This window comes from Clostridium algifaecis, assembly GCF_017874415.1.
GTDB lineage: Bacteria > Bacillota > Clostridia > Clostridiales > Clostridiaceae > Clostridium_B > Clostridium_B algifaecis.
Genome location: NZ_JAGGLM010000018.1, coordinates 25,893 through 48,365 on the forward strand (window position 1 = coordinate 25,893; position 22,473 = coordinate 48,365).

Below are 22,473 nucleotides of genomic sequence, written 5' to 3' on the forward strand. Positions count from 1 at the left end.
ACAAACTATGATTTATTATATGAAAAATTTCAATGTATTGTTCCACATGAAAAGACTGTAATATTTACTGTAAGTTTATTGTATATTAAAATACATGAACTATTTGCACATTGACATATGTTATAATATAATTATAAATTAGGTTTGTAAAACTGATTTAAATTGAAACTACATAATTGTAGTATACATTTATAAATTTAAGGATTCTTATTTATTTTAAATTATTTATTAAAAGGTGATTGCTTATGAAAAATTTATTTCATGTAGGTCTTGATGTAGGTTCAACTACAGTAAAGATAGTTGTATCAGATATTAAAGACAGTGTAATTTATAGTAAATATCAAAGACATTTTTCTGATATTAAAAGTACTATAGCTAAAGTTATTAAAGAGGCTTATGAAAAACTAAAAGATTCAGATATCACCATAATGGTTACAGGATCAGGAGGATTATCTGTATCAAAATGGTTAAATATACCTTTTATTCAAGAAGTAGTAGCTTGTACCAATACTATAGAGAGATTTATTCCGAAAACTGATGTTGCCATAGAACTTGGCGGCGAGGATGCAAAGATAACATTTTTTGATGCCGGAATAGATCAAAGAATGAATGGTACATGTGCTGGAGGTACGGGTGCTTTTATAGACCAGATGGCATCACTTCTTCAAACAGATGCGATGGGATTAAATGAACTTGCTAAAAATTATAAGGTTATATATCCTATAGCTGCAAGATGTGGTGTATTTGCAAAAACAGATATACAACCGCTTTTGAATGAAGGTGCAGCAAAAGAAGATATTGCAGTATCTGTATTTCAATCGGTAGTGAATCAAACCATTAGTGGACTTGCTTGTGGAAAAACTATTAAAGGGAATGTAGCTTTTTTAGGCGGCCCATTATATTTTTTATCTGAACTTAGGAAGAGATTTATCGACACACTTAAATTAACAAAGGATCAGGTCATTTTCCCTAAAAATTCACAGCTATTTGTAGCACATGGAGCAGCTATATCATCTAAAGATGGTGAAATTAAATCATTTGAAAGCTTAATAGACAGACTTGGTCATTTAAATGATTTTGTAAGTGATGATGTTCAAACATTAAGGCCTCTTTTTATTGATGAAAATGAACTGTCAGAGTTTAAGAAGAGACATGCAACCAGTGTAGTAAAAAGAAAAGACTTAAATAATTATAGTGGTAATTGCTATCTTGGTATAGATGCAGGTTCAACAACTACAAAGGCTGTACTCATAGATGAGGAAGGAACGCTTTTATATTCATTTTATGGAAGCAACCATGGAAATCCACTAAATGCTTCAATAAAAATATTAAAAGATGTTTATAGCAAACTTCCAAAAACTTGTAAAATAGCAAATTCTGCAGTTACAGGTTATGGTGAAGGGCTCATAAAGGCTGCACTTTCTATGGATATTGGAGAAGTTGAAACTGTATCACATTATAAAGCTGCTGAATTTTTTCAGCCTGGAGTGGACTTTATACTAGATATTGGTGGACAAGATATGAAATGCATCAAAGTAAAAGATGGTGTAATAGACAACATAATGTTAAATGAAGCTTGTTCATCAGGATGCGGCTCTTTTATTGAAACTTTTGCAAACTCATTAAATATGAAAATAGAAGATTTTGCAAAAGCCGCTGAATCATCAAAAATGCCTGTAGATCTTGGATCAAGATGTACAGTATTTATGAATTCAAAAGTTAAACAAGCTCAAAAAGAAGGATTATCGGTAGGAGATATTTCTGCAGGACTTTCTTATTCAGTTATAAAAAATGCACTTTTTAAAGTTATAAAAATAAGAGATCCTAAAGCGCTTGGAAAGAAGATAATAGTCCAGGGAGGAACATTTTATAATGATGCAGTTTTGAGAGCTTTTGAACTTATATCAGAAAGGGAAGTAATAAGACCTGATATAGCTGGACTTATGGGAGCTTTTGGAGCTGCTATTATTTCCAAGGAAAGATTTGAAGAAGGTTATGAAAGTACTCTTTTAAAATTAGAAGAATTAGAAAGTTTTCATACAGAAGTCAATATGAGAAGATGCGGAAAGTGTGCAAATAATTGTCTTCTTACAATAAATGAATTTTCAGATGGAAATAAATTTATTTCGGGCAACAGGTGTGAAAGAGGAGCAGGAGTTGAAAATGCACACAGCGATATTCCTAATATTTTTGACTATAAATATAAGAGAATTTTTAATTACATCCCACTAAAAAAAGAGGAAGCAATTAGAGGACAAGTTGGAATACCTAGGGTATTAAACCTTTATGAAAATTATCCATTTTGGTTTACATTTTTTACAAAATTAAAATTCAGAGTGGAAATATCACCGCGTTCTACAAAAAGGCTTTATTCTCTTGGAATGGAGACTATACCATCTGAATCAGCATGCTATCCTGCAAAATTAGTACATGGACATATAATGAGTCTTGTAAATAGAGGAGTTAAATTTATATTTTATCCATGTATACCATATGAACAGAAGGAACAGGCAGAAGCTGACAACCACTATAATTGTCCAATGGTAACTTCTTATCCAGAGGTTATAAAAAATAATATGGATGTACTTGCTGAACAAAATGTAGATTTTAGGAATCCATTTTTACCACTAGACAACAAAAATAGGCTTATAAAGAGGTTAACTGAGGAATTAAGTGCTTTTAATATAAGTGAAAAAGAGATTAAAGGTGCTGTTGAAGCTGCCTACGCAGAAGATAGAAAAGTAAAACAGGATATCAAAAATAAAGGAAAAGAAGTAGTAGAATATTTAAATAAAACGGGTAAGAAGGGAATAGTGCTTGCTGGAAGACCATATCACATAGATCCTGAGATTAATCATGGTATACCTAATATAATAACCTCATATGGTATGGCTGTTTTAACTGAGGATTCTGTCGCAAGCTTTGGAGAGGTAGAAAGACCTCTTAGAGTAGTAGATCAATGGGTTTATCACTCAAGATTGTATGCAGCTGCAAGCTTTGTAGCTAAACAGAACAATTTAGAGCTTATTCAACTTAATTCATTCGGATGTGGACTTGACGCAGTTACAACAGACCAGACACAGGAAATACTTAATAGATACGAAAAACTATATACAGTTCTTAAAATAGACGAGGTAAGCAACTTAGGCGCTATAACTATAAGAATACGTTCGTTAAAGGCTGCTCTTGATGAGAGAAATGCGTCAGGATTTAAGCCTCATAAAATCACTGAGGTTGATAAAAAGGTTATTTTTACAAAAGAAATGAGGAAGAAACATACTATATTATGTCCTCAAATGGCACCAATTCATTTTCAGTTTATTGAAGAAGCTTTCAATGCATCTGGTTATAAATTAAAAATTCTTCCATCTGTAGATAAAAAAGCAGTGGATGAAGGACTTAAATATGTAAATAATGATGCTTGTTATCCTTCTATAATGGTTGTAGGACAAATAATAGAAGCACTTAAATCCGGAAAATATGACATTGATAATACATCTGTTTTAATATCTCAAACAGGAGGAGGATGTAGAGCTACAAACTATATTGGATTTATAAGGAAGGCATTAAAAGAAGCTGGAATGGAGAAAGTCCCTGTAATATCCTTAAATGTAGTTGGAATGGAAAAAAACCCTGGCTTTAAAATATCACCAGGTCTTGTGAATAAATCCATTATGGGACTTATTTATGGAGACTTGTTTATGAGAGTTCTCTACAGAGTGAGACCATATGAAAAGATACCTGGTTCTGCAAATATGCTTTACAACAATTGGATTGAAAAATGCAAGGAAAATGTTAGAAATGGAAACCATAATGAATTTAAGAAAAACATATATGCTATAGTGGAAGATTTTGATAATCTTGAAATAAGCGATATTAAAAAGCCAAAGGTTGGAGTAGTAGGAGAAATACTTGTTAAATTCCATCCGACAGCAAATAATAATATTGTACATGTACTTGAAAGTGAAGGGGCGGAGGCAGTAGTACCTGACTTAACAGACTTTCTACTTTATTGTGCATATGATGCCAAGTTTAAACATGAATATTTATCAGGAACACTTGGAAGCAGTATTTTAAAAGGTGCAGGTATAAAGTTTATTGAACACTTTAGAAAACATATGAAAAATGCACTTAAAAACAGTAAAAGATTTTCACCACCATCTCAAATAGAAGAACTTGCAGATGGAGCATCACAGGTATTATCTCTTGGAAATCAAACAGGAGAAGGCTGGTTCTTGACTGCAGAAATGATAGAACTTATAAAAAGCGGAACAAAAAATATAGTATGTATGCAGCCTTTTGCATGCCTTCCAAACCATGTTACAGGAAAAGGAATGATAAAGGAACTTAAGAGAAAATATCCAGGAAGCAACATAGCTGCTATTGATTATGACCCTGGTGCAAGTGAAGTAAACCAGCTAAATAGATTAAAACTTATGCTTTCTGTAGCCTTTAAATCTTTTAAAGATGAAAAAGAGGTTAAAGTTAGAAGAAAAGAATTTGTAGGTGAACCAGTGCTGGCACATGATTTAAATAAATAATATCAAAATTAAAGATGGTCTTATAGAGTGATTCTGACTTTATAGGCCATTTTTAATTTTTAACAAAAATACAGTGCATTTCATAATATAAATTGATATAAAAATTATTTTGGGGGACAATATGAAGAAAAACAAACTTAGTATTTTAGTATTGTGTTTGAGCTTTATATTTGTGGCTGTTATGTTTGCTGGCTGTGGTAGTAAAAGTAGTGGAAAGGCACTGAAAAAAGTTAGATTGAACGAAGTAGCAAGATCTGTATTCTATGCACCTATGTATGTAGCTATAAATCAAGGTATGTTCAAAGAACAGGGATTGGAAATTGATCTTACAACAGGTCAAGGAGCAGATAAGACTATGCAAACTGTACTTAGTAAAAATGCTGACATAGGTTTTTGTGGACCAGAGCAGGTAGTATATATATATAATCAAAAAAGAGAAGACTATCCTGTATTATTTGCACAGTTAACTACAACTGATGGTTCATTTTTAGTTGGAAGAAAGGCTGAAAAAAACTTTGATTGGAAGAGCTTAAAAGGAAAAACCATAATAGGTGGAAGACCTGGAGGAGTTCCTGAAATGGCACTTGAATATGCTCTAAAGAAAAATAACCTAAAACCAGGTAAGGATGTAAATTTAATAACAAACCTTGCTTTTACAGCAACTGCTGGAGCATTTAAAGCAGGAACAGGAGACTACGCTGCATTATTTGAACCTACGGGAAGTATGCTTGAGAAAGATAAAAATGGATATATTGTTGGTTCAGTTGGAAAAGAATCAGGATCTTTACCATATACATGCTATTTTTCAACTAAATCATATATGGCTAAAAATCCAGATGTAATCAAGAAATTCACTAAAGCTATTTATGAAGGACAGATTTGGGTTCAAAAACACAGTGATGAGGAAGTAGCAAAGTCTATAAAATCATTTTTCCCGGGAACAGATACTGGAATACTTACATCTGTTGTCAAGAATTACAGGAGTATAAATGCTTTTGCAGTTACACCAGAGATAAAACAGGAAAATTTAAATAGACTTATGGATATAATTCAGACCTATAAAGCAAGTCTAATAACTGCAAGACCTCCTTTTGATAAAATAGTAAACAACTCTTTTTCAAAGGAAGCCATAAAATAGAAAAGTATTTATTTTAAAATTATGCAAAAATACTGATTCAGTTTAACTTTATATAATTGTGCTGATAGAGTCAGTATTTTTGTGATTTATATTATGATATAATGTACTAAACAAATGGATGATTATATGTATCAATATCAGTTTATTAAACTAGAGAAGATTATCATCAAATAATAGATGAAAAAGCTCGGGAAGGATGGAGACTTGTTCAAATTTTAACTCCTCCGACAGGTGCTTATGGTTGCTGCTGCATATTTTGAAATCATACTTGAGAAAGAAGTTTAGGATAAATAATCAGGAGGGCAAAAGATGAAAAAGGTTAGAATAGCGTTAATGGGGCTTGGAAACGTTGGTAAGGGAGTCTGGATGATTTTAAACTCCAATAAAAAAGAAATAATGAAAAGGTCCGGCTACGAGGTAGAAGTTGCAAAAATACTTGTAAGAGATAAGAATAAGCCAAGAGATGTTGAAGTCCCTGGTGAAATTATAACTACTAATTTTAATGACATACTGGAGGATGATTCAATCAAAATTGTGGTTGAAGTTATGGGAGGATTGGAGCCTGCAAGGGAATATATGCTTAAATGCATGGACAGAAAAAAGCATATAGTAACTGCAAACAAAATGTTACTTGCAACTGGCGGTGATGAACTTTTTGAAAAGGCAGACAGCATGGGCGTAATGTTTAATTATGAAGCAAGTGTAGCAGGCGGAATTCCAATAATAAATGGAATAGATGAAAGCTTGACGGCGAATAAGATTGAAGAATTATATGGTATAGTAAATGGTACTACAAATTATATTTTAACTAAAATGCAGCTTGATGGCTTGAATTTTGATATAGCTTTGAAACAAGCACAGGACAAGGGATATGCCGAAGCCGATCCTACATCGGATATTGAAGGGTTTGACGCACAATATAAATTGGCAATACTATCATCTTTAGCATTTGGAACTAAAATTAATGTAAATAATGTCTATAGAGAAGGCATTACGAAGATTAAATCTGTAGATATGAAATATGCAAAAAAGTTTAATCTTGTAATTAAACTGCTTGCAATTGCAAAAGAGAGCGATGGCGAGCTTGAACTTAAAGTTCATCCTACAATGATTCCTAAAGAGCATCCGCTTGCAAATGTATATGATTCTTTTAATGCAATATTTATAAAAGGTAATGCTGTTGGAGATTTAATGTTTTATGGAAGAGGTGCAGGAAGCTTACCTACAGGCAGTGCAGTAGTAAGTGATATTATTGCCATACTTAGAAGCAATGTTGATATAGAAAATGATAATCCGGTAGTGAAAAATAATCTATGGCACAGAAAAATAAAAAATATAGAAGAAAGTCAGAGCAAATTTTATATTAGGGCTACTGTATTGGATCAACCGGGAGTACTTGCGGAAATAACAACAGTTCTTGGAAGACATAATGTAAGTTTGCGTTCGGTAATACAAAGAGGAAGCAAAAATTCAGAATGTGAAGTAATGATTGTACTTGTTACGCATAAGACCATGGAAGCGGATATAAATGCTGCAATTAAAGAAATTACTAATTTGAAGTGCGTAGATAAAATAGAGAATATAATAAGAATAGAAGATTTCAAGTAATAGAAAATAGGAAATTAAATTTTTAAAAATTGTTGACAGTATTTATTTTAACGTTATAATTATATAGTATAAATTGAAATAAATATAATCGGCTGTGAAAAAGAGGAGTAAGGGCAGTGTAGTATAAAGAGAGGAAAATTTGTTAGTTGAGAAATTTTCTATATGAGTTGTCTTGAAAGTAGCTTTGGAGTTTCTTTTCCGAATCAAGTAGGTAAAGACGGTTTTTAATCGTTAGGTATAAGAGTCTGCATTTTGCAGAAAAAAAGGTGGTAACGCGGGTCTTCGTCCTTTATTGTATGGATGAAGGCTCTTTTTATTTATATAGGAATAATTAAGATTGATAATTAGTTCAAGTTTAAAATATTTTAGGAGGAGTTTTTATGTCACAAAAGAAAGAAATAGCAACTACATATAACCCAAAAGAATTCGAAGACAGAATTTATAAAAACTGGCAGGAAAAAAAGTATTTTACACCTAAGCCGGATAAAAATAAAAAACCATATACTATAGTAATACCACCACCAAATATTACAGGAAAGCTTCACATAGGTCATGCACTTGATGAAACCATACAGGATATTCTTATAAGAACAAAAAGAATGCAGGGTTATAGCACACTATGGCTTCCTGGTGAGGATCATGCGAGTATAGCTACAGAAGTAAAAGTTGAGAAAGAACTTCTTAAAGATGGAATTAAGAAAAATGAAATAGGAAGAGAAAAATTCTTAGAAAAGACATGGGATTGGACTCATGAATACAGGAGTAGAATAAGAAATCAGATAAGCAAGCTTGGATCATCCGTAGATTTTACAAGAGAAAGATTTACTATGGATGAGGGATTAAACAAGGCCGTAAGAAACTTTTTCGTTAAATTATATAATGAAGGATTAATATATCAAGGAAATAGAATAATAAACTGGTGCCCTAAATGTCAGACAGCAATATCTGATGCAGAAATAGAATATGAAGAACAGGCAGGACATTTCTGGCATATAAAATATCCTATAGTAGGCAGTGATGAATTCTTAGAGATAGCAACAACGAGACCAGAAACATTATTTGGTGATACAGCTATTGCCGTAAATCCTAAAGATGATAGATATAAGCATTTGGTAGGAAAAAAGGCAATACTTCCAATAATAAATAGAGAAATTCCTATAGTTTCAGATGATTATGTTGATATGGAATTTGGAACAGGAGCAGTTAAGATAACTCCAGCTCATGACCCTAACGATTATAATGTAGGAAAGAGACACAATTTACCTGAAATTATAATAATGAATGAAGATGGAACTATAAAACTTTCTGGTACTAAATACGATGGGCTTGATAGATATGAAGCTAGAAAATTAGTTGTAGAGGATTTAAAGGAGCAGGGATATTTAGTTAAGATAAAAGAACATTCACATAATGTAGGCTGCCACGATAGATGTGGAACTACTATTGAACCAATGCTTTCAAAACAGTGGTTTGTAAAAATGAAGTCACTAGCAAAACCTGCTATTGATGTAGTAAAAAATAAAAAAGTTAAATTTGTACCTGAAAGATTTGAAAAAACTTATTTCAACTGGATGGAGAATATTCAAGACTGGTGTATATCAAGACAGCTTTGGTGGGGACACAGAATTCCTGTATGGTACTGTAAAGATTGCGGAGAAGTTATAGTTTCTGTAGATGAACCAAAGAAGTGTACAAAATGTGGTTCAACTAATTTAGAGCAGGATAAAGATGTACTAGATACCTGGTTTAGTTCTGCACTTTGGCCATTTTCAACACTTGGCTGGCCAGATAAAACAGAGGATTTAAAGTATTATTATCCTACAAATACACTTGTTACAGGTTATGATATAATATTCTTCTGGGTAGCTAGAATGGTATTCTCAGGACTTTACTGCATGGATGATATTCCATTTGAAAATGTACTTATTCATGGTATAGTAAGGGATTCAGAGGGAAGAAAAATGTCAAAATCACTTGGAAATGGTGTTGATCCAATAGATGTTATAGATAAGTATGGTTCAGATGCACTTAGATTTACACTTATAACAGGAAATGCCCCAGGAAATGATACAAGATATTATCCAGAAAGAGTAGAAGCTTCAAGAAATTTTGCAAACAAGATATGGAATGCTTCAAGATTTGTACTTATGAATATGGATGAAGACATAATAAATAAGTATAAAGATTGCAAAAATTACACTGCAGCTGATAAGTGGATACTTTCTAAATTAAATACTCTTGTAAAAGAAATTACAGATAATATAGAAAAATTCGAACTTGGAATAGCAGCACAGAAAATATATGATTTCATCTGGGGAGAATTCTGTGATTGGTATATAGAACTTGTAAAGCCTATTATGTATGGTGAAGATGAAGAAGCAAAAGGGGTAGCTTATAACGTACTCAATAAAGTATTAACTGTAAGTTTGCAGCTTCTGCACCCTATAATGCCTTTTATAACAGAGGAAATATACACTCATCTTTATAATACTGAGTATGAATCTATAGTTATATCAAAATGGCCTGAGTATGATGAAAAGCTGGAAGACAAAAAGGCAGAGCAGGATATGGATTATGTTATAGAAGCTATTAAATCTGTAAGAAATATAAGAATTGATATGAACGTACCATTTTCAAGAAAGGCTAAGGTAATGGCATATATAACTGAACAAGATGCAGCAGAAGCATTTAAAAATGGTGAAGATTACTTTAAAAAATTAGCTTCAGCTAGTGAAGTTGAATTCTTAAAGGATAAAAATGAAGCACCTGAAAATGCAGTATCAGCAGTTACAAGAGGAGCAGAATTATTTATTCCACTTTTGGATTTAGTAGATAAAGATAAGGAAATAGAGAGACTTAACAAGGAAAAAGATAAACTTAATGGAGAAATACAGAGGGTAGATAAAAAATTAAAGAATGAAAAATTTGTATCCAAGGCACCTAAAGATGTAGTAGATGCTGAAAGAGAAAAGGGTAAAAAATACGAGCAGATGCTTCAGGCAGTTTTGGATAGAATAGACAGCTTAAATTAAGCAGGATGTGAAAAAAATGAATTATGAAGAATCATTAAATTATATACAGAGTACAGCTAAATTTGGAACCAACTTAGGACTTGAACGAGTGGAGAAAATACTTGAATTTTTAGGCAATCAACATAAGAAAATAAAAACTATACATGCAGCTGGTACGAATGGCAAAGGTTCTATAGTTTCAATGACAGCCAGAATACTTCAAGAAAATGGATATAAAGTTGGAATGTATACTTCACCACATCTGGAAGTATTTGAAGAGAGGATTCAGATAAATGGAGAAAATATATCAAAAGAAGATCTGGCATATTGTGTAACTGAAGTATCAAAGGCTGTTGATAAAGTTCTTGATGCCGGTTATGATAATCCAACTGAATTTGAAATAGAGACAGCAGCTATGTTTTACTATTTCTATATTAAGAAAGTTGATTTTGCTGTAGTTGAGGTTGGACTTGGAGGAAGACTTGATGCAACAAATGCGATGCCTGGTTTTGATAAAAAGTCTGGTGGGGGAGTTATGCTCAGTATAATTGCCTCCATAAGCTATGACCATATGCATATTTTAGGTGATACTTTAGAAAAAATCGCCTATGAAAAAGCAGGGATAATAAAGAATGGAATTCCAGTGGTGCTTTATCCTCAAAAGCCTGAGGCAGAAAAAGTTATAGAAGATATATGCAGAAAAAGAAATTCCAAGCTAATAAAGGTGGAAGAGGATTCAGTTAAAATCATTGGGTGTAAAAGGATAGACAAAAATAGTGAAAATTTTTGTCAGCATATAGAAGTCTCAGTCAAAAATGATATATATGATGTAGAGCTTTCACTTCTTGGAAAACACCAGCTCCTAAACTGTGCTACAGCATTATTTGCTATAGATGAATTAAAAAGTATGGGAGTAGATATTAAAAAAGAAAAGACAATTTATGCACTGTCTAGGGTCAAATGGATAGGAAGGCTTGAAGTTTTAAATAGGAAGCCGATTGTTGTGATAGATGGAGCACATAATATTGATGGAATAGAAAAGCTTAAATATAATGTCCAGCACTATTTTAAGTATAGAAAGCTTATACTTGTACTTGGCATATTAGCGGATAAAGAAGTGCACAAGATGGCAGATTGTATAGTTCCTATTTCAGATAGAGTAATATGTGTTACACCTAACAGTGACAGGGCTGAAACTGCAGCCGAATTAAGCAAAATTGTATCTGAGTACAATCCAAATTGTGAGTATTTTGAAAGCTATGAAGAAGCTTACAAGAAGGCACTTTCATGTGCTTCGGAGGATGATATCATATTAATATCAGGTTCTCTTTACATGATAGGAGATATGAGAAAGATTATTAATATGATGGGAGAAAAAATAATGGCTTAAATATTATTATAAAAGTTTTTATTAGGGAGTCCTGTTTCATGGAAATTATAGAGGGAGAATATATAATTACTGATGATATAACTAAAATTAAATTAGATGCAGTTTGTAATTTATTAAGACAATCGCATTGGGCCAAGGATAGACCTAAAGAAATTATTGAAAGAACTATTAAAAATTCACTTTGCTTTGGGATATTTAGAAAAGATGTTCAGGTAGGATTTGCCAGAGTAGTAAGTGATTATGCAGTATATAGCTTGATATCAGATGTAATAATTGATGAAAGATATAGAGATAAGGGACTTGGAGAAAAACTTATTGAAATTATTGTTAATTACCCAAGTATAAAAAGTACCAGCAAAGTTCTTTGGACAACGTATGCTCAAAAGTTTTATGAAAAATGTGGATTCAAGGAAGAAAGCCAATATAAATTTAGATTTAACAGACCTTATTAGGTGAAATAAAAATGCTGCTGACTTTAGTTAAAAGTTGGTGGCATTTTAATATTAAAAAATTTTGTGTAAAATGACATAACTATGTAATACTTATTTTGTGCTATACTAAGATTAAAAGTTATTTAGAAAGGAATGTTTATCATGGTTAAAATGACTTGTATCGTTTGTGGTATGGAGATAAATGAAAAAAATTATAACTTTAATAAAGAAGCATTTATAAATTCAAATAGTAAAGAAAAAATAATGTATTGCCCATTTTGTGGAGCACCAATTGAATATTTAATAAAAAATGGACAAGAAATAAAATATGATAGAAATAAATTGAATCAAAATGATTTGAAAATAATAGATCATGCAGTTAAATTGGAAGTCTTTAATGGAGACTTTTATAAGAAAGCTTCAGATATGGCAGAAGATGAAAAAATAAAAAGTATGTTTAAGGCTTTATCAAGCGTAGAATATATGCATGCTAGAATTCATAAGAAAATAGCAGGTATCAAAGAAATGCCAGTACTTAAAGATATGGATTATTCAAAATATAATACAGATGAGGCCTTGCTTGCTGCAGCTTGTCAAAGAGAAAAGCATGCTGTAGAGTATTATAAAAAGTATGAAAAAGAAATTCATGAAGAAAACATTGTAAAGATATTTGGTGTACTTTCTAAGGTTGAAGAAAAACATGTAGAACTTACAGGTGAATAATTGAAAAAAATGTATACCCCTAGAGATGGGGGCTTTTTGTTATTTATTTGTAAAATGTAAAAATTTGATTTAAAGAATATGCGGGGGTTTATAAATTTTGAAAATAAATAGATTGCTGGCAATTGTCATTATGCTTTTAAATAGAGAAAAAATATCTGCACTAGAACTAGCTGAAAAATTTGAAGTTTCTGTGAGAACAATTTATAGAGATATGGAAGCAATTAATATGTCAGGGATTCCTGTAGTTTCAAAGCAGGGAAATGATGGAGGATTTTATATTTTGGATAATTATAAAATAAATCATCAGTTTTTAACATTCGAAGATATGATTTCTATAGTAGAAGCGTTAAAAAATATCAGTGGTGTTTTGAATAATAAAAATGTGGAGATAGCTATGGAAAAGGTTAAAAACATTATACCCTGCAATAAAAAGAATGTATTTGATTTACATTTCAAGCACATATTTATAGACACTCTGCCTTGGGGATTTAAGAAATCTGAAAAAGAAAATGCAAAATATAATATTATATATGAGGCGTTGAAAGAAAATAAGTGTATAGGCTTTAATTATAGAAATGCAAAAGGTGAATATATTTCAAGAAAAGTAGAGCCAAGCACTCTTGTTTTTAAAGGCTTTGCATGGTATTTATTTTCATTTTGTAAGTTGAGAAATGACTATAGAATATTTAAATTATCAAGAATGGACAATCTAAAGATTTTAAATGAAAAAGTTAATAAATATAGAATTTCGTATGAGGAATATAAAAATGCAGATGAGATTGAAAAAAAACCTACAAAGATTTCATTGAAATTTTCTAGTAAATCTAGATATAGAATACAGGATTACTTTGATGATGATGATATTAAATTTCTTGAAGACGGGAACGTTATAGTAAATACTGAAGTTATTGAAGATGACTGGGTTTACTCAATGATACTGAGCTATGGTGAGGGTGTAGAAGTACTTAAACCGCAGCGTATAAGAAATATTATAAAGGAAAAATGCAAAAAAATTAGTAATATATATAAATAAATTTAAACATGACATAATGATGTCAAACCCTTCCTATATAATAGGTTTATAAATATGTGGAAGGAGAAATGTTTTATGGAACAGAGATATTGTCAGAGCTGCGGCATGCCAATGAATGAGGAACTTTATGGAACTGAAAAGGATAATAGCAAAAGCCATGATTATTGTATTTACTGTTATGAAAATGGAAAGTTTAAGCAGCCAAATTTAACTATGGATGAAATGATTGAAGTAAGCATACCTTTTATGAAACAAAAGGGTATGAAAGAAGAGGAAGCAAGAGAGTTAATGAAAAATTGCTTACCTAATTTAAAAAGATGGAATAAAAACGAGGTAGTCTCTAAAATAGTAAACAAAGATAAAATTATATTAGTTGGAAAGGAAATAAGAACAAATAATGAAGGTTGTCAATGTAAAGTTGCAATTGAAAAATTGTGGAGAGAGTTTATGAAAGAAAAACTTGGAGACAAGATACAAAATAAAATAAATGATAAAGAGATTTTAGGGCTATACACTGATTATGAAAATAAAGAGTTTGGATTATATTCTTATGTAGTTGGTTTTCAGGTGTCAAGTGCAAGTTCTTTGCCAGAAGGAATGACAGTTAAAGTAATACCAGCATCAAAATATTATGTGGTAACTGCAAAAGGAAAAATGCCAGAAAGCATAGGAAGAGCATGGGCACATATATGGAATTCAGATATTGAAAGAACATACACAGGAGATTTTGAACTTTATGGAAGAAAATGTGATGGTAGTGAAAAATCTGAATTAGATATATATATAGCTATAAAATAAAAACAATTAAAGCAGCTTAATAATATCTTAAGTTATTATTAGCTGCTTTAATTGTTTTTGCTTTTGCATACTGATTTATAATGTATTATAAATATTAAATATTGCAAGTTAAAAGAAGCCTATAGTCTTAGCTTGTGTAGTTTGGTACAATAAGACTGTAAAAGAATTGTTTTATGTAGTGGTGAAGATTAGAGTATATAAAAATGAAAAGAGGAAATAGAATGGCGGAAATTACAACTTTAGGTATGTTTCTCATAGGACTGTGCATTTGTATTATTGGTAATATACAAGTATTGTATGCATTAATATTTGGGCTGCTTTGTTTTACTGGATATAGTATTCAACAGGGAAATTCTCTAAGAGAAACATTGGACATGCTTTGGGAAGGTATCGAAAATATAAAAACTATTTTAATCGTTTTTATATTGATTGGATTTCTAACTGCTGTGTGGCGTGCTGGTGGAACAATACCTTTTATTCTTTATTATGCAATTAACATGATTCATCCAAAAATTTTTATCCTTTGTACATTTCTACTATGCTGTATAATGTCATTTTTAACAGGGACATCATTTGGTACGGCAAGTACTATGGGTGTAATTTGCATGATGCTTTCTAATTCAGCGGGACTTAATCCACTTGTTACTGGTGGTGCAGTATTATCTGGAATATACTTTGGAGACCGATGTTCTCCTATGTCTTCCAGTGCCCAGCTTGTATGCACTCTTACACAAACAGATATTTATGAGAATATAAAAGGCATGATGAAAATTTCTATTGTACCACTATTATTTACATGTATATTTTATGCATTTGCATCCGGGGGTAGTGGCCTAAATGTGGTGGATATTTCTCAAGCAGAATTATTTCCGAAATCATTTAACCTTCACTGGATTACTGTTATTCCTGCTGCAGTGATTTTATTGCTGGCAGTTTTACATATAGATGTGAAATATGCAATGGGGGTAAGTATTTTGATATGCTGCGTAATTTGTGTTACAGTACAGGGATTGACGGTTTCAAAATTGATTTATTGTTTGATTTTTGGATATCATGCAGTAAATAATCCACAACTTGCGAAACTTCTTAATGGTGGAGGATTAATATCTATGCTTCGTGTTGGAGCTATTGTTATGATTTCGTCTTCTTATTCTGGTATTTTTTCACATACTAGGTTATTGAATGGTGTGAAACATTTGATTCAGAGAATTGCGCAATATATAACTCCGTTTGGTGGAGTTAGTGTTACATCAATTTTTGCAAGTGGGGTAAGCTGCAATCAGACGTTAGCTGTTATTCTAACTGCACAGATGGGCAATGAGCTCTATAATGATCAGAATGAGTTTGCTATGGTACTTGAAAATACTGCTATTATAATTGCACCATTAATTCCATGGAGTATTGCTGGTGCTGTGCCAATTGCTACGATTGGAGCAACGTCTGGTTGCTTAATTTATGCTGTATATCTTTATGCTTTACCTATATGGAATTTTACGATTGAGTTACTACATACAAGGAGTAAATCAATTATTAAAGACAATATGATAAAATAAGAACAAAAAGTTAACACAATTATCTAAAGTAAATATTAGCTACTTCTTTAAAATTACTTTTACAGCATAGCCAGTTTTTACTTTATAAACTCTCTGCAGAGAAGTTACGTTCTTATTTAAAGATTTAAATTCAGATTTAAATTCAGATTTATTATTTATGGTATCATATTTAATATGAAAATCATTTTTACCATTACCATCAAAATCAATAAATATTTTCCTATATTTATAAATATATAGCCTATGAAGAAAGAAATTTCCATTAAAGGTTCCTTTGGAAGGGAACTGCCACCGCTTAATAAAACAAGACTTAATAATAATATTGGTATACAAGCTAATATTGATTTATGGAATAGGCATAAAATAAACAGCAGTACCTATGAAAAAAGCAATAAAGTATAAAATACTGCTTAAGATATTAGTGAAGAAAGCAGCATCAGAAAAAGCTAAAATAAATGGTGGACATACATTTATACCTGTTAAAAATCCTAAAATAAAGCCTTTGAACATAAAACAAATTCATCTCCTATTCATTACAATTCTATTGTATTAACTTTTTAAAATTTAAACTATGTGTTTTCTTTAAGATGCAATATGGAGTATGTGAGATGCATATTAAAATTACTGCAGTTAATGTGTAGAAAATTATGTTAATATTTTGTATAATTATATTATAATTCTGTGATTATTTGTATGTTGAGGTAACTTTTATAATTACTTTAAAAATAAATAAATTCTTAATGGAATAGAAATATAGCATATAGACAAAATTTATAAAAATGGGGGCTTAAAGAAAAATGAGTCAAAAAAATATATTAGTTATTGATGATTCTGTAAGTGTTAGAAAATTTATAAGAGAAATTTTAGAAGAAGCAGGCTATAAAGTATATGAGGCGGGTGATGGTGAAGAAGGAATTGAAGTATTTAAGTCAAATGGCAATATTGATCTGATAATTACTGATATATATATGCCTAAAAAAAGTGGATTGGAAGTTGTAATAGAATTAAAGAAAGAATATAAAGATTTAAAAATAATTGTTCTTTCTGATGGAGGAAAACAGAATTTCTCAAATGAACTTGGAATATGCGAAGCACTTGGAGCTACATATTTCTTTAAAAAAGATTGGGTAAAAGATGAACTTATACAAATTGGTAAGTAGAATATTTATAAAATAAAAAAATAATTTGACAACTTGTAAAAAAGATAATATACTTAAAATTATATTAAAAATAATATGAGCTTTGATGGAGAAGGGAATATTCAATATATTAACTATAGAGAGTCAGCGTTGGTGTAAGCTGGTGTTAATGTGAATATGTAATTATCACTCCGGAGCTTCCAAGTAGAAAGGCTTTTGCCAAGTAAACAAAGACGTATACCAGCGATATATGGTTAGGGTTCACAATTGATTAAATGTTGACCTGAAATTGAGAGGCAATTGGTATATACAGCTAATTGCAAATGAGGTGGTACCACGGAAATATAATCTTTCGTCCTTATAAGCATATTAAATATATGTTTATAAGAATGAAAGATTTTTTTATTTATGAGGCTGAAGAGAATAATGGAGGTGATTTTAATTTTGTAATGGAAAAGTTTTAATAATATGGTTACATAAAACAAGGGGGCTTTAAAATTATGAAAGTAAATTTGACATTAAAGGATGTAGTAGAGGCTAGCAAAAGAATAGAAGGAATATGTGTAAAAACTAAATTGATATATAGTTCAGAATTCAGTAGGGAAAGTGGTAATGATGTATACATAAAACCGGAAAATCTTCAGATTACCGGTGCATTCAAGTTAAGAGGGGCATCAAATAAAGTCGCTAAATTAAGTGACGAACAAAAAGCAAAAGGATTGATAGCATCATCTGCAGGAAATCATGCTCAGGGTGTGGCATATTCTGCACAAAAATTTGGAATTAAGGCAACAATTGTTATGCCTGAAAGCACACCACTTATAAAGGTCCAAGCTACTAAAAATTATGGGGCTAATGTAGTACTTAAAGGAAAAGTTTATGATGAAGCTTATGAAGAAGCTAAAAGATTAGAAAAAGAAAATGGGTATACCTTTGTTCATCCTTTTAATGATGTAGATGTAATGGCAGGTCAGGGAACCATAGCACTTGAGATAATAGAAGAACTAAAGGATGTAGATGCCATATTAGTACCAATAGGTGGCGGCGGATTAATAAGTGGAATAGCAGTAGCTGCTAAATCCATCAATCCTAATATAAAAATAATAGGAGTTCAGGCTGAAGGTGCAAATCCTATGAAAATTTCTTTTGATACAGGAAAACTTACTTATGCAGATGAAGTTGATACCATTGCTGATGGTGCAGCAGTAAAACAACCTGGAGATCTTACTTTTGAAGTGATAAAGAAATATGTAGATGAAATTGTTACAGTAAGTGACAGGGAGCTTATGGAAGCTGTGTTTGTTGTTTTGGAAAAACACAAACTTGTGGCAGAAGCAACAGGAGTAATGTCACTTGCAGCATTAAAGAGATTGAACTTTAAAGGAAAGAAGGTAGTCTCTTTAATAAGCGGAGGAAATATAGATGTAGTAACAATGGCATCACTTTTAAATAATGGATTATTTTCAAGGGGAAGAATATTTTGCTTTTCAGTTAAGCTTAAGGATACTCCAGGACAACTTCTTAAAATATCTCAAATACTAGCAGAAAAAGGAGCTAATGTAATAAAATTAGATCACAATCAATTTAAGGCTGTTGATAGATTAAAACATGTTGTTTTGGAAGTAACAGTAGAAACAAATGGATATGAACACATAGAAGCAATAGTTAAAGCATTGAATGATCATGGATATAATGTAGATAGGGTTTGCTAATAACAAAACCTATTGGCATTATTTGTATTAACATTTTATTAATACTATTATTGCGTAATTGACACATACTTGAAATATAGTTAAGTTAATATATATTTTATTAAGCTAAAACACTATTTAATATTATAAAAATAGTGTTTAATTTTTTGTAGCAAATAGGAGGTACGCGGATTTGTCGTTCAACTCAATACAATTTTTATTATTTTTCCCAATTGTCGCTATTTTCTATTTTGCAATACCACATAAAGTGCGTTTGGTTTGGCTACTTATAGCAAGTTATTTTTTTTATATGTGCTGGAATCCAAAATATGTACTTTTAATTGCTACTTCTACAATAATAACATATGTTGGCGGCTTATTAATGGGAAAAGCAAAGGAAATAAAAGATGAAAAGCAATCAATTAAGATAAGTAAATTATTGCTTTTCCTAAGTATATTCAGTAACTTAGGTATTTTGTTTATGTTTAAGTATTATAATTTTTTTAGTACTATTTTGAAAGAGCTTTTTTCATATTTTCATATTTCAATAAATATGCCGCTTTTTGACCATCTGCTGCCTATAGGAATTTCGTTCTATACATTTCAAGCTTTAAGCTATGTCATAGATGTTTATAGAAATGATGTTAAGGTGGAAAGAAATTTAGTCAAATATGCTTTATTTGTATCATTCTTCCCACAATTGATAGCAGGTCCTATTCAAAAGTCAAAAAATTATCTGCATCAGATTGATGAAAAACATCATTTTGATTATGATAGAGTGAAAAACGGATTACTTTTAATGTTATGGGGGTATTTTCAGAAAGTTATAATTGCTGACAGATTAGGTCAGTTTGTGAATACTGTATTTGATAACCCTGCAAAATATAAGGGATTTGAAGTAATAATAGCTGTAGTATTTTATGCTTTCCAGATTTATTGTGATTTTTCATCACTCTCAGATATAGCAGTTGGTGCAGCAGAGGTTATGGGCTTTAAATTATCTAAGAACTTTGAAAGACCATATTTTTCAAAATCAATAAAGGAGTTTTGGACAAGATGGCATATGTCACTTACTTATTGGTTTATGGATTACTTATATTTTCCTCTGGGTGGAAGTAGATGTAGTAAGTTAAGAACTTATTTTAATGTAATGGTTGTATTTGTAGTAAGTGGTCTATGGCATGGTGCAGCTCTTACTTTTGTGATTTGGGGGGCTTTACATGGTATATATCATATAACTGGAAACTTGCTAAAGCCTATTAAGAAAAATTTTATAAAAACACTTAAAATTAAAACAAATGTTTTCAGCTATAAGTTGATTCAGGTGTTGATTACATTTGCTTTAGTTGATTTTGCGTGGATATTTTTCAGAGCAAACTCATTTAAAGATGCAATAACATTAATTAGGAATATGACTTATTTTAATCCATGGGTATTTACTGATGGTTCTATATATAAGCTTGGATTAGATCCACTGAATTTTTTAGTAGCATTATTAGGTATATGTGCAATTCTAGCTGTTAATTTGCTGCAAAGAACTCGAAACCTACGAAGTGAATTATGCAGAAAAAATATGGAATTTAGATGGTTTGTATATTTGACATTCGTAGTAGGTATATTGATGTTAGGGATATATGGAGATCAGTACGCTCCTCAAAATTTTATTTATACTCAATTTTAGGAGGAATATCTATGGTTAGAAAAGCAGTAATAAAAGGTATAATTTTTTTAGCTTTATTAGCGATTATAATTTCTTGCCTCTCCTATATTTATATTAAAAATGGAACATCGTAGTCAATTAATTGAAGGCCTATATAACCATACAGGAGATGTATATGATGTTGTCCTAATGGGAGGCAGCCATATGAATGGGGGCATTGATCCAAATGTGCTATGGCATAACTATGGAATAACCAGCTTTAACTATGCAACAGGAGGGCAATCTATAGATGTAACTTATTATATGCTAAAAGAAGTTTTAAAAAATCATAAAAACCCCATTGTTGTAGTTGATGCGGGTTATTTAGCGCAAAGTGCTGAATATGGAGATCAAGGCTATATAAGTAATACTATTGATAATATGAAATTTTCTATAAATAAAATAGAGGCTATTACTAATTGTGTGCCATTTTGGGACAGGTTAAGTTACTTCTTTCCATTTTTAAAATATCATTATAGATGGAATGAGTTAACTCAAAATGATTTCAATTACAATAGTGCTGAATATTATTATTTAAAAGGCTTTGATTCTGGAACCGATAAATATGGAAAACAGGATTCAACTGCCAACCAAACTTCACATACAGTTTCTGGAACAGTAGATGTTCCAACTAAGTCATTAGAGTATTTAAATAAAATTATAGATTTATGTAAGCAAAATAATTTGAAATTAATTTTGGTAAACCTTCCATTTGATTATAATGAAGAGAAAGGTGAAGCAGGCTGGGTTCAAGAGCAGGCTAAAATGTATAATAAGGTTTCAGAAATTGCTAAAAAAAATAATATTCCATTCATAAATTATAATGATGAAATGAATAAGATAGGTTTAGATTTTAAAAATGACATGAATAATTTGGGACATTTGAACATTTGGGGTGCTTATAAAGTTACTATGAACTTTGGAAATTATTTAAATGAAAATTATAATTTAAAAGATCATCGTAATGATAAAAACTATAAACAGTGGAATATAGACTATACAAAATCAGAAGCAGCAGCTTACGTTGATACTAATAAAAGTAGATAAAGTGATAAAGTGCGCTTTAGTTCAAGGTTATCTTTCGCCAAATATAACCTAGAGAAGACTGGTGTCGAAAACCAGTCTTATGCTTTTGTAAAAAACTTATTGACACTAAGGATAATTAAAATTATAATTAGTTAGAAATCTTACAATTAGAAATCTAACAAACATCAGAGGTATGAAAATGAACGATAAAATAGAAATATACATTGGAAAAAAAATTAGCATACTTGCTAGGAGAATTCATAGGGGAATAGATAAAGAGGCATCACAGTATGGACTAACTGCGGTTCAAGCTAGAATACTTGGTTTTATATATTGCAAGTCGAATAAAAAAGATATATTCCAAAGGGATATAGAAGAAGAACTTGATATTAGACGTTCTTCAGTAACTAGCGTACTCCAACTAATGGAGAAAAATGGATATATAAATAGAATAAGTGTTTCAAAAGATGCAAGACTTAAGAAGATAATAATTACAGAAAAGGGTTTGGAAATTCAAAAAAAGGTATATTATTTCATCCTTGAAATGGAAAAATCTTTAAAAGATGAACTGAGTGATCAGGAGGCAAACATATTAGTCAGAAGTTTAGCACTTAAAAAATTTTTAGGACGGTAGTCCTCTAGATTATAAAGGTTTATGAGCATTTTTAGTAGAATTAATAAATTCCGATTTT

The 22,473-nt window shown here is 30.9% G+C and carries 17 protein-coding genes and 2 other annotated features; of the genes, 16 read left to right on the top strand and 1 reads right to left on the bottom strand.

Features of this window, described 5'->3' with window-relative positions:
• The first annotated feature begins 245 nt into the window (after positions 1 to 245).
• The 11 genes from J2Z42_RS11540 to J2Z42_RS11590 all read left to right on the top strand — a co-directional run bounded on the left by J2Z42_RS11540 (position 246) and on the right by J2Z42_RS11590 (position 16,226).
• Positions 246 to 4,541: a 2-hydroxyacyl-CoA dehydratase gene (locus J2Z42_RS11540; RefSeq protein ID WP_209702929.1), complete on the top strand. Its 4,296-nt coding sequence runs from the start codon at positions 246 to 248 to the stop codon at positions 4,539 to 4,541.
• Positions 4,542 to 4,662: 121 nt separating this feature from the next.
• A complete protein-coding gene (locus tag J2Z42_RS11545) occupies positions 4,663 to 5,679 on the top strand; it encodes an ABC transporter substrate-binding protein (protein WP_209702930.1) in 1,017 nt (338 codons plus the stop codon).
• Positions 5,680 to 5,852: 173 nt separating this feature from the next.
• On the top strand, positions 5,853 to 5,939 hold the full coding sequence (locus J2Z42_RS14810) for a DUF4177 domain-containing protein (RefSeq protein ID WP_369698091.1): 87 nt from the start codon (positions 5,853 to 5,855) through the stop codon (positions 5,937 to 5,939).
• Between the two features lie 49 nt (positions 5,940 to 5,988).
• Positions 5,989 to 7,287 (top strand): homoserine dehydrogenase, encoded by a 1,299-nt coding sequence (locus J2Z42_RS11555; protein ID WP_209702931.1) that lies wholly within the window; start codon positions 5,989 to 5,991, stop codon positions 7,285 to 7,287.
• A gap of 85 nt (positions 7,288 to 7,372) precedes the next feature.
• Positions 7,373 to 7,580: a binding site (T-box leader), on the top strand.
• An 87-nt stretch (positions 7,581 to 7,667) separates the two neighbouring features.
• Complete coding sequence (locus J2Z42_RS11560) at positions 7,668 to 10,319, top strand: valine--tRNA ligase (RefSeq protein WP_209702932.1); 2,652 nt, start codon at positions 7,668 to 7,670, stop codon at positions 10,317 to 10,319.
• A gap of 16 nt (positions 10,320 to 10,335) precedes the next feature.
• Complete coding sequence (locus J2Z42_RS11565) at positions 10,336 to 11,688, top strand: bifunctional folylpolyglutamate synthase/dihydrofolate synthase (RefSeq protein ID WP_209702933.1); 1,353 nt, start codon at positions 10,336 to 10,338, stop codon at positions 11,686 to 11,688.
• Positions 11,689 to 11,726: 38 nt separating this feature from the next.
• Positions 11,727 to 12,140 carry a GNAT family N-acetyltransferase gene (locus J2Z42_RS11570; protein ID WP_209702934.1) on the top strand — a complete coding sequence of 138 codons (414 nt, stop codon included), beginning with the start codon at positions 11,727 to 11,729 and terminating at the stop codon, positions 12,138 to 12,140.
• 141 nt (positions 12,141 to 12,281) lie between these two features.
• A complete protein-coding gene (locus tag J2Z42_RS11575) occupies positions 12,282 to 12,842 on the top strand; it encodes a ferritin family protein (RefSeq protein ID WP_209702935.1) in 561 nt (186 codons plus the stop codon).
• Between the two features lie 97 nt (positions 12,843 to 12,939).
• Entirely contained in the window at positions 12,940 to 13,875 is a 936-nt protein-coding gene (locus J2Z42_RS11580; RefSeq protein ID WP_209702936.1) for a helix-turn-helix transcriptional regulator, read from the top strand.
• Positions 13,876 to 13,950: 75 nt separating this feature from the next.
• The gene (locus tag J2Z42_RS11585; RefSeq protein WP_209702937.1) at positions 13,951 to 14,673 is read left to right on the top strand and encodes an effector binding domain-containing protein; all 723 of its coding nucleotides are present in this window, start codon (positions 13,951 to 13,953) and stop codon (positions 14,671 to 14,673) included.
• Positions 14,674 to 14,894: 221 nt separating this feature from the next.
• The gene (locus J2Z42_RS11590) at positions 14,895 to 16,226 is read left to right on the top strand and encodes a Na+/H+ antiporter NhaC family protein (RefSeq protein WP_209702938.1); all 1,332 of its coding nucleotides are present in this window, start codon (positions 14,895 to 14,897) and stop codon (positions 16,224 to 16,226) included.
• A gap of 345 nt (positions 16,227 to 16,571) precedes the next feature.
• Here J2Z42_RS11590 and J2Z42_RS11595 read toward each other — a convergent pair whose 3' ends face one another.
• The gene (locus J2Z42_RS11595; RefSeq protein WP_245331601.1) at positions 16,572 to 16,736 is read right to left on the bottom strand and encodes an urease accessory protein UreH domain-containing protein; all 165 of its coding nucleotides are present in this window, start codon (positions 16,734 to 16,736) and stop codon (positions 16,572 to 16,574) included.
• Positions 16,737 to 17,023: 287 nt separating this feature from the next.
• Here J2Z42_RS11595 and J2Z42_RS11600 point away from each other — a divergent pair, with 287 nt between their 5' ends.
• The 5 genes from J2Z42_RS11600 to J2Z42_RS11620 all read left to right on the top strand — a co-directional run bounded on the left by J2Z42_RS11600 (position 17,024) and on the right by J2Z42_RS11620 (position 22,415).
• Positions 17,024 to 17,386, top strand: a complete 363-nt coding sequence (locus J2Z42_RS11600; RefSeq protein ID WP_209702939.1) for a response regulator — start codon at positions 17,024 to 17,026, stop codon at positions 17,384 to 17,386.
• 73 nt (positions 17,387 to 17,459) lie between these two features.
• Positions 17,460 to 17,728, top strand: a binding site (T-box leader).
• 137 nt (positions 17,729 to 17,865) lie between these two features.
• On the top strand, positions 17,866 to 19,077 hold the full coding sequence (gene ilvA, locus J2Z42_RS11605; protein WP_209702940.1) for a threonine ammonia-lyase: 1,212 nt from the start codon (positions 17,866 to 17,868) through the stop codon (positions 19,075 to 19,077).
• A 172-nt stretch (positions 19,078 to 19,249) separates the two neighbouring features.
• Entirely contained in the window at positions 19,250 to 20,737 is a 1,488-nt protein-coding gene (locus J2Z42_RS11610; protein WP_209702941.1) for an MBOAT family O-acyltransferase, read from the top strand.
• A gap of 183 nt (positions 20,738 to 20,920) precedes the next feature.
• Positions 20,921 to 21,802: an SGNH/GDSL hydrolase family protein gene (locus J2Z42_RS11615; RefSeq protein WP_245331602.1), complete on the top strand. Its 882-nt coding sequence runs from the start codon at positions 20,921 to 20,923 to the stop codon at positions 21,800 to 21,802.
• A 178-nt stretch (positions 21,803 to 21,980) separates the two neighbouring features.
• Positions 21,981 to 22,415 (top strand): MarR family winged helix-turn-helix transcriptional regulator, encoded by a 435-nt coding sequence (locus J2Z42_RS11620; RefSeq protein ID WP_209702942.1) that lies wholly within the window; start codon positions 21,981 to 21,983, stop codon positions 22,413 to 22,415.
• The last annotated feature ends 58 nt before the right edge of the window (positions 22,416 to 22,473 follow it).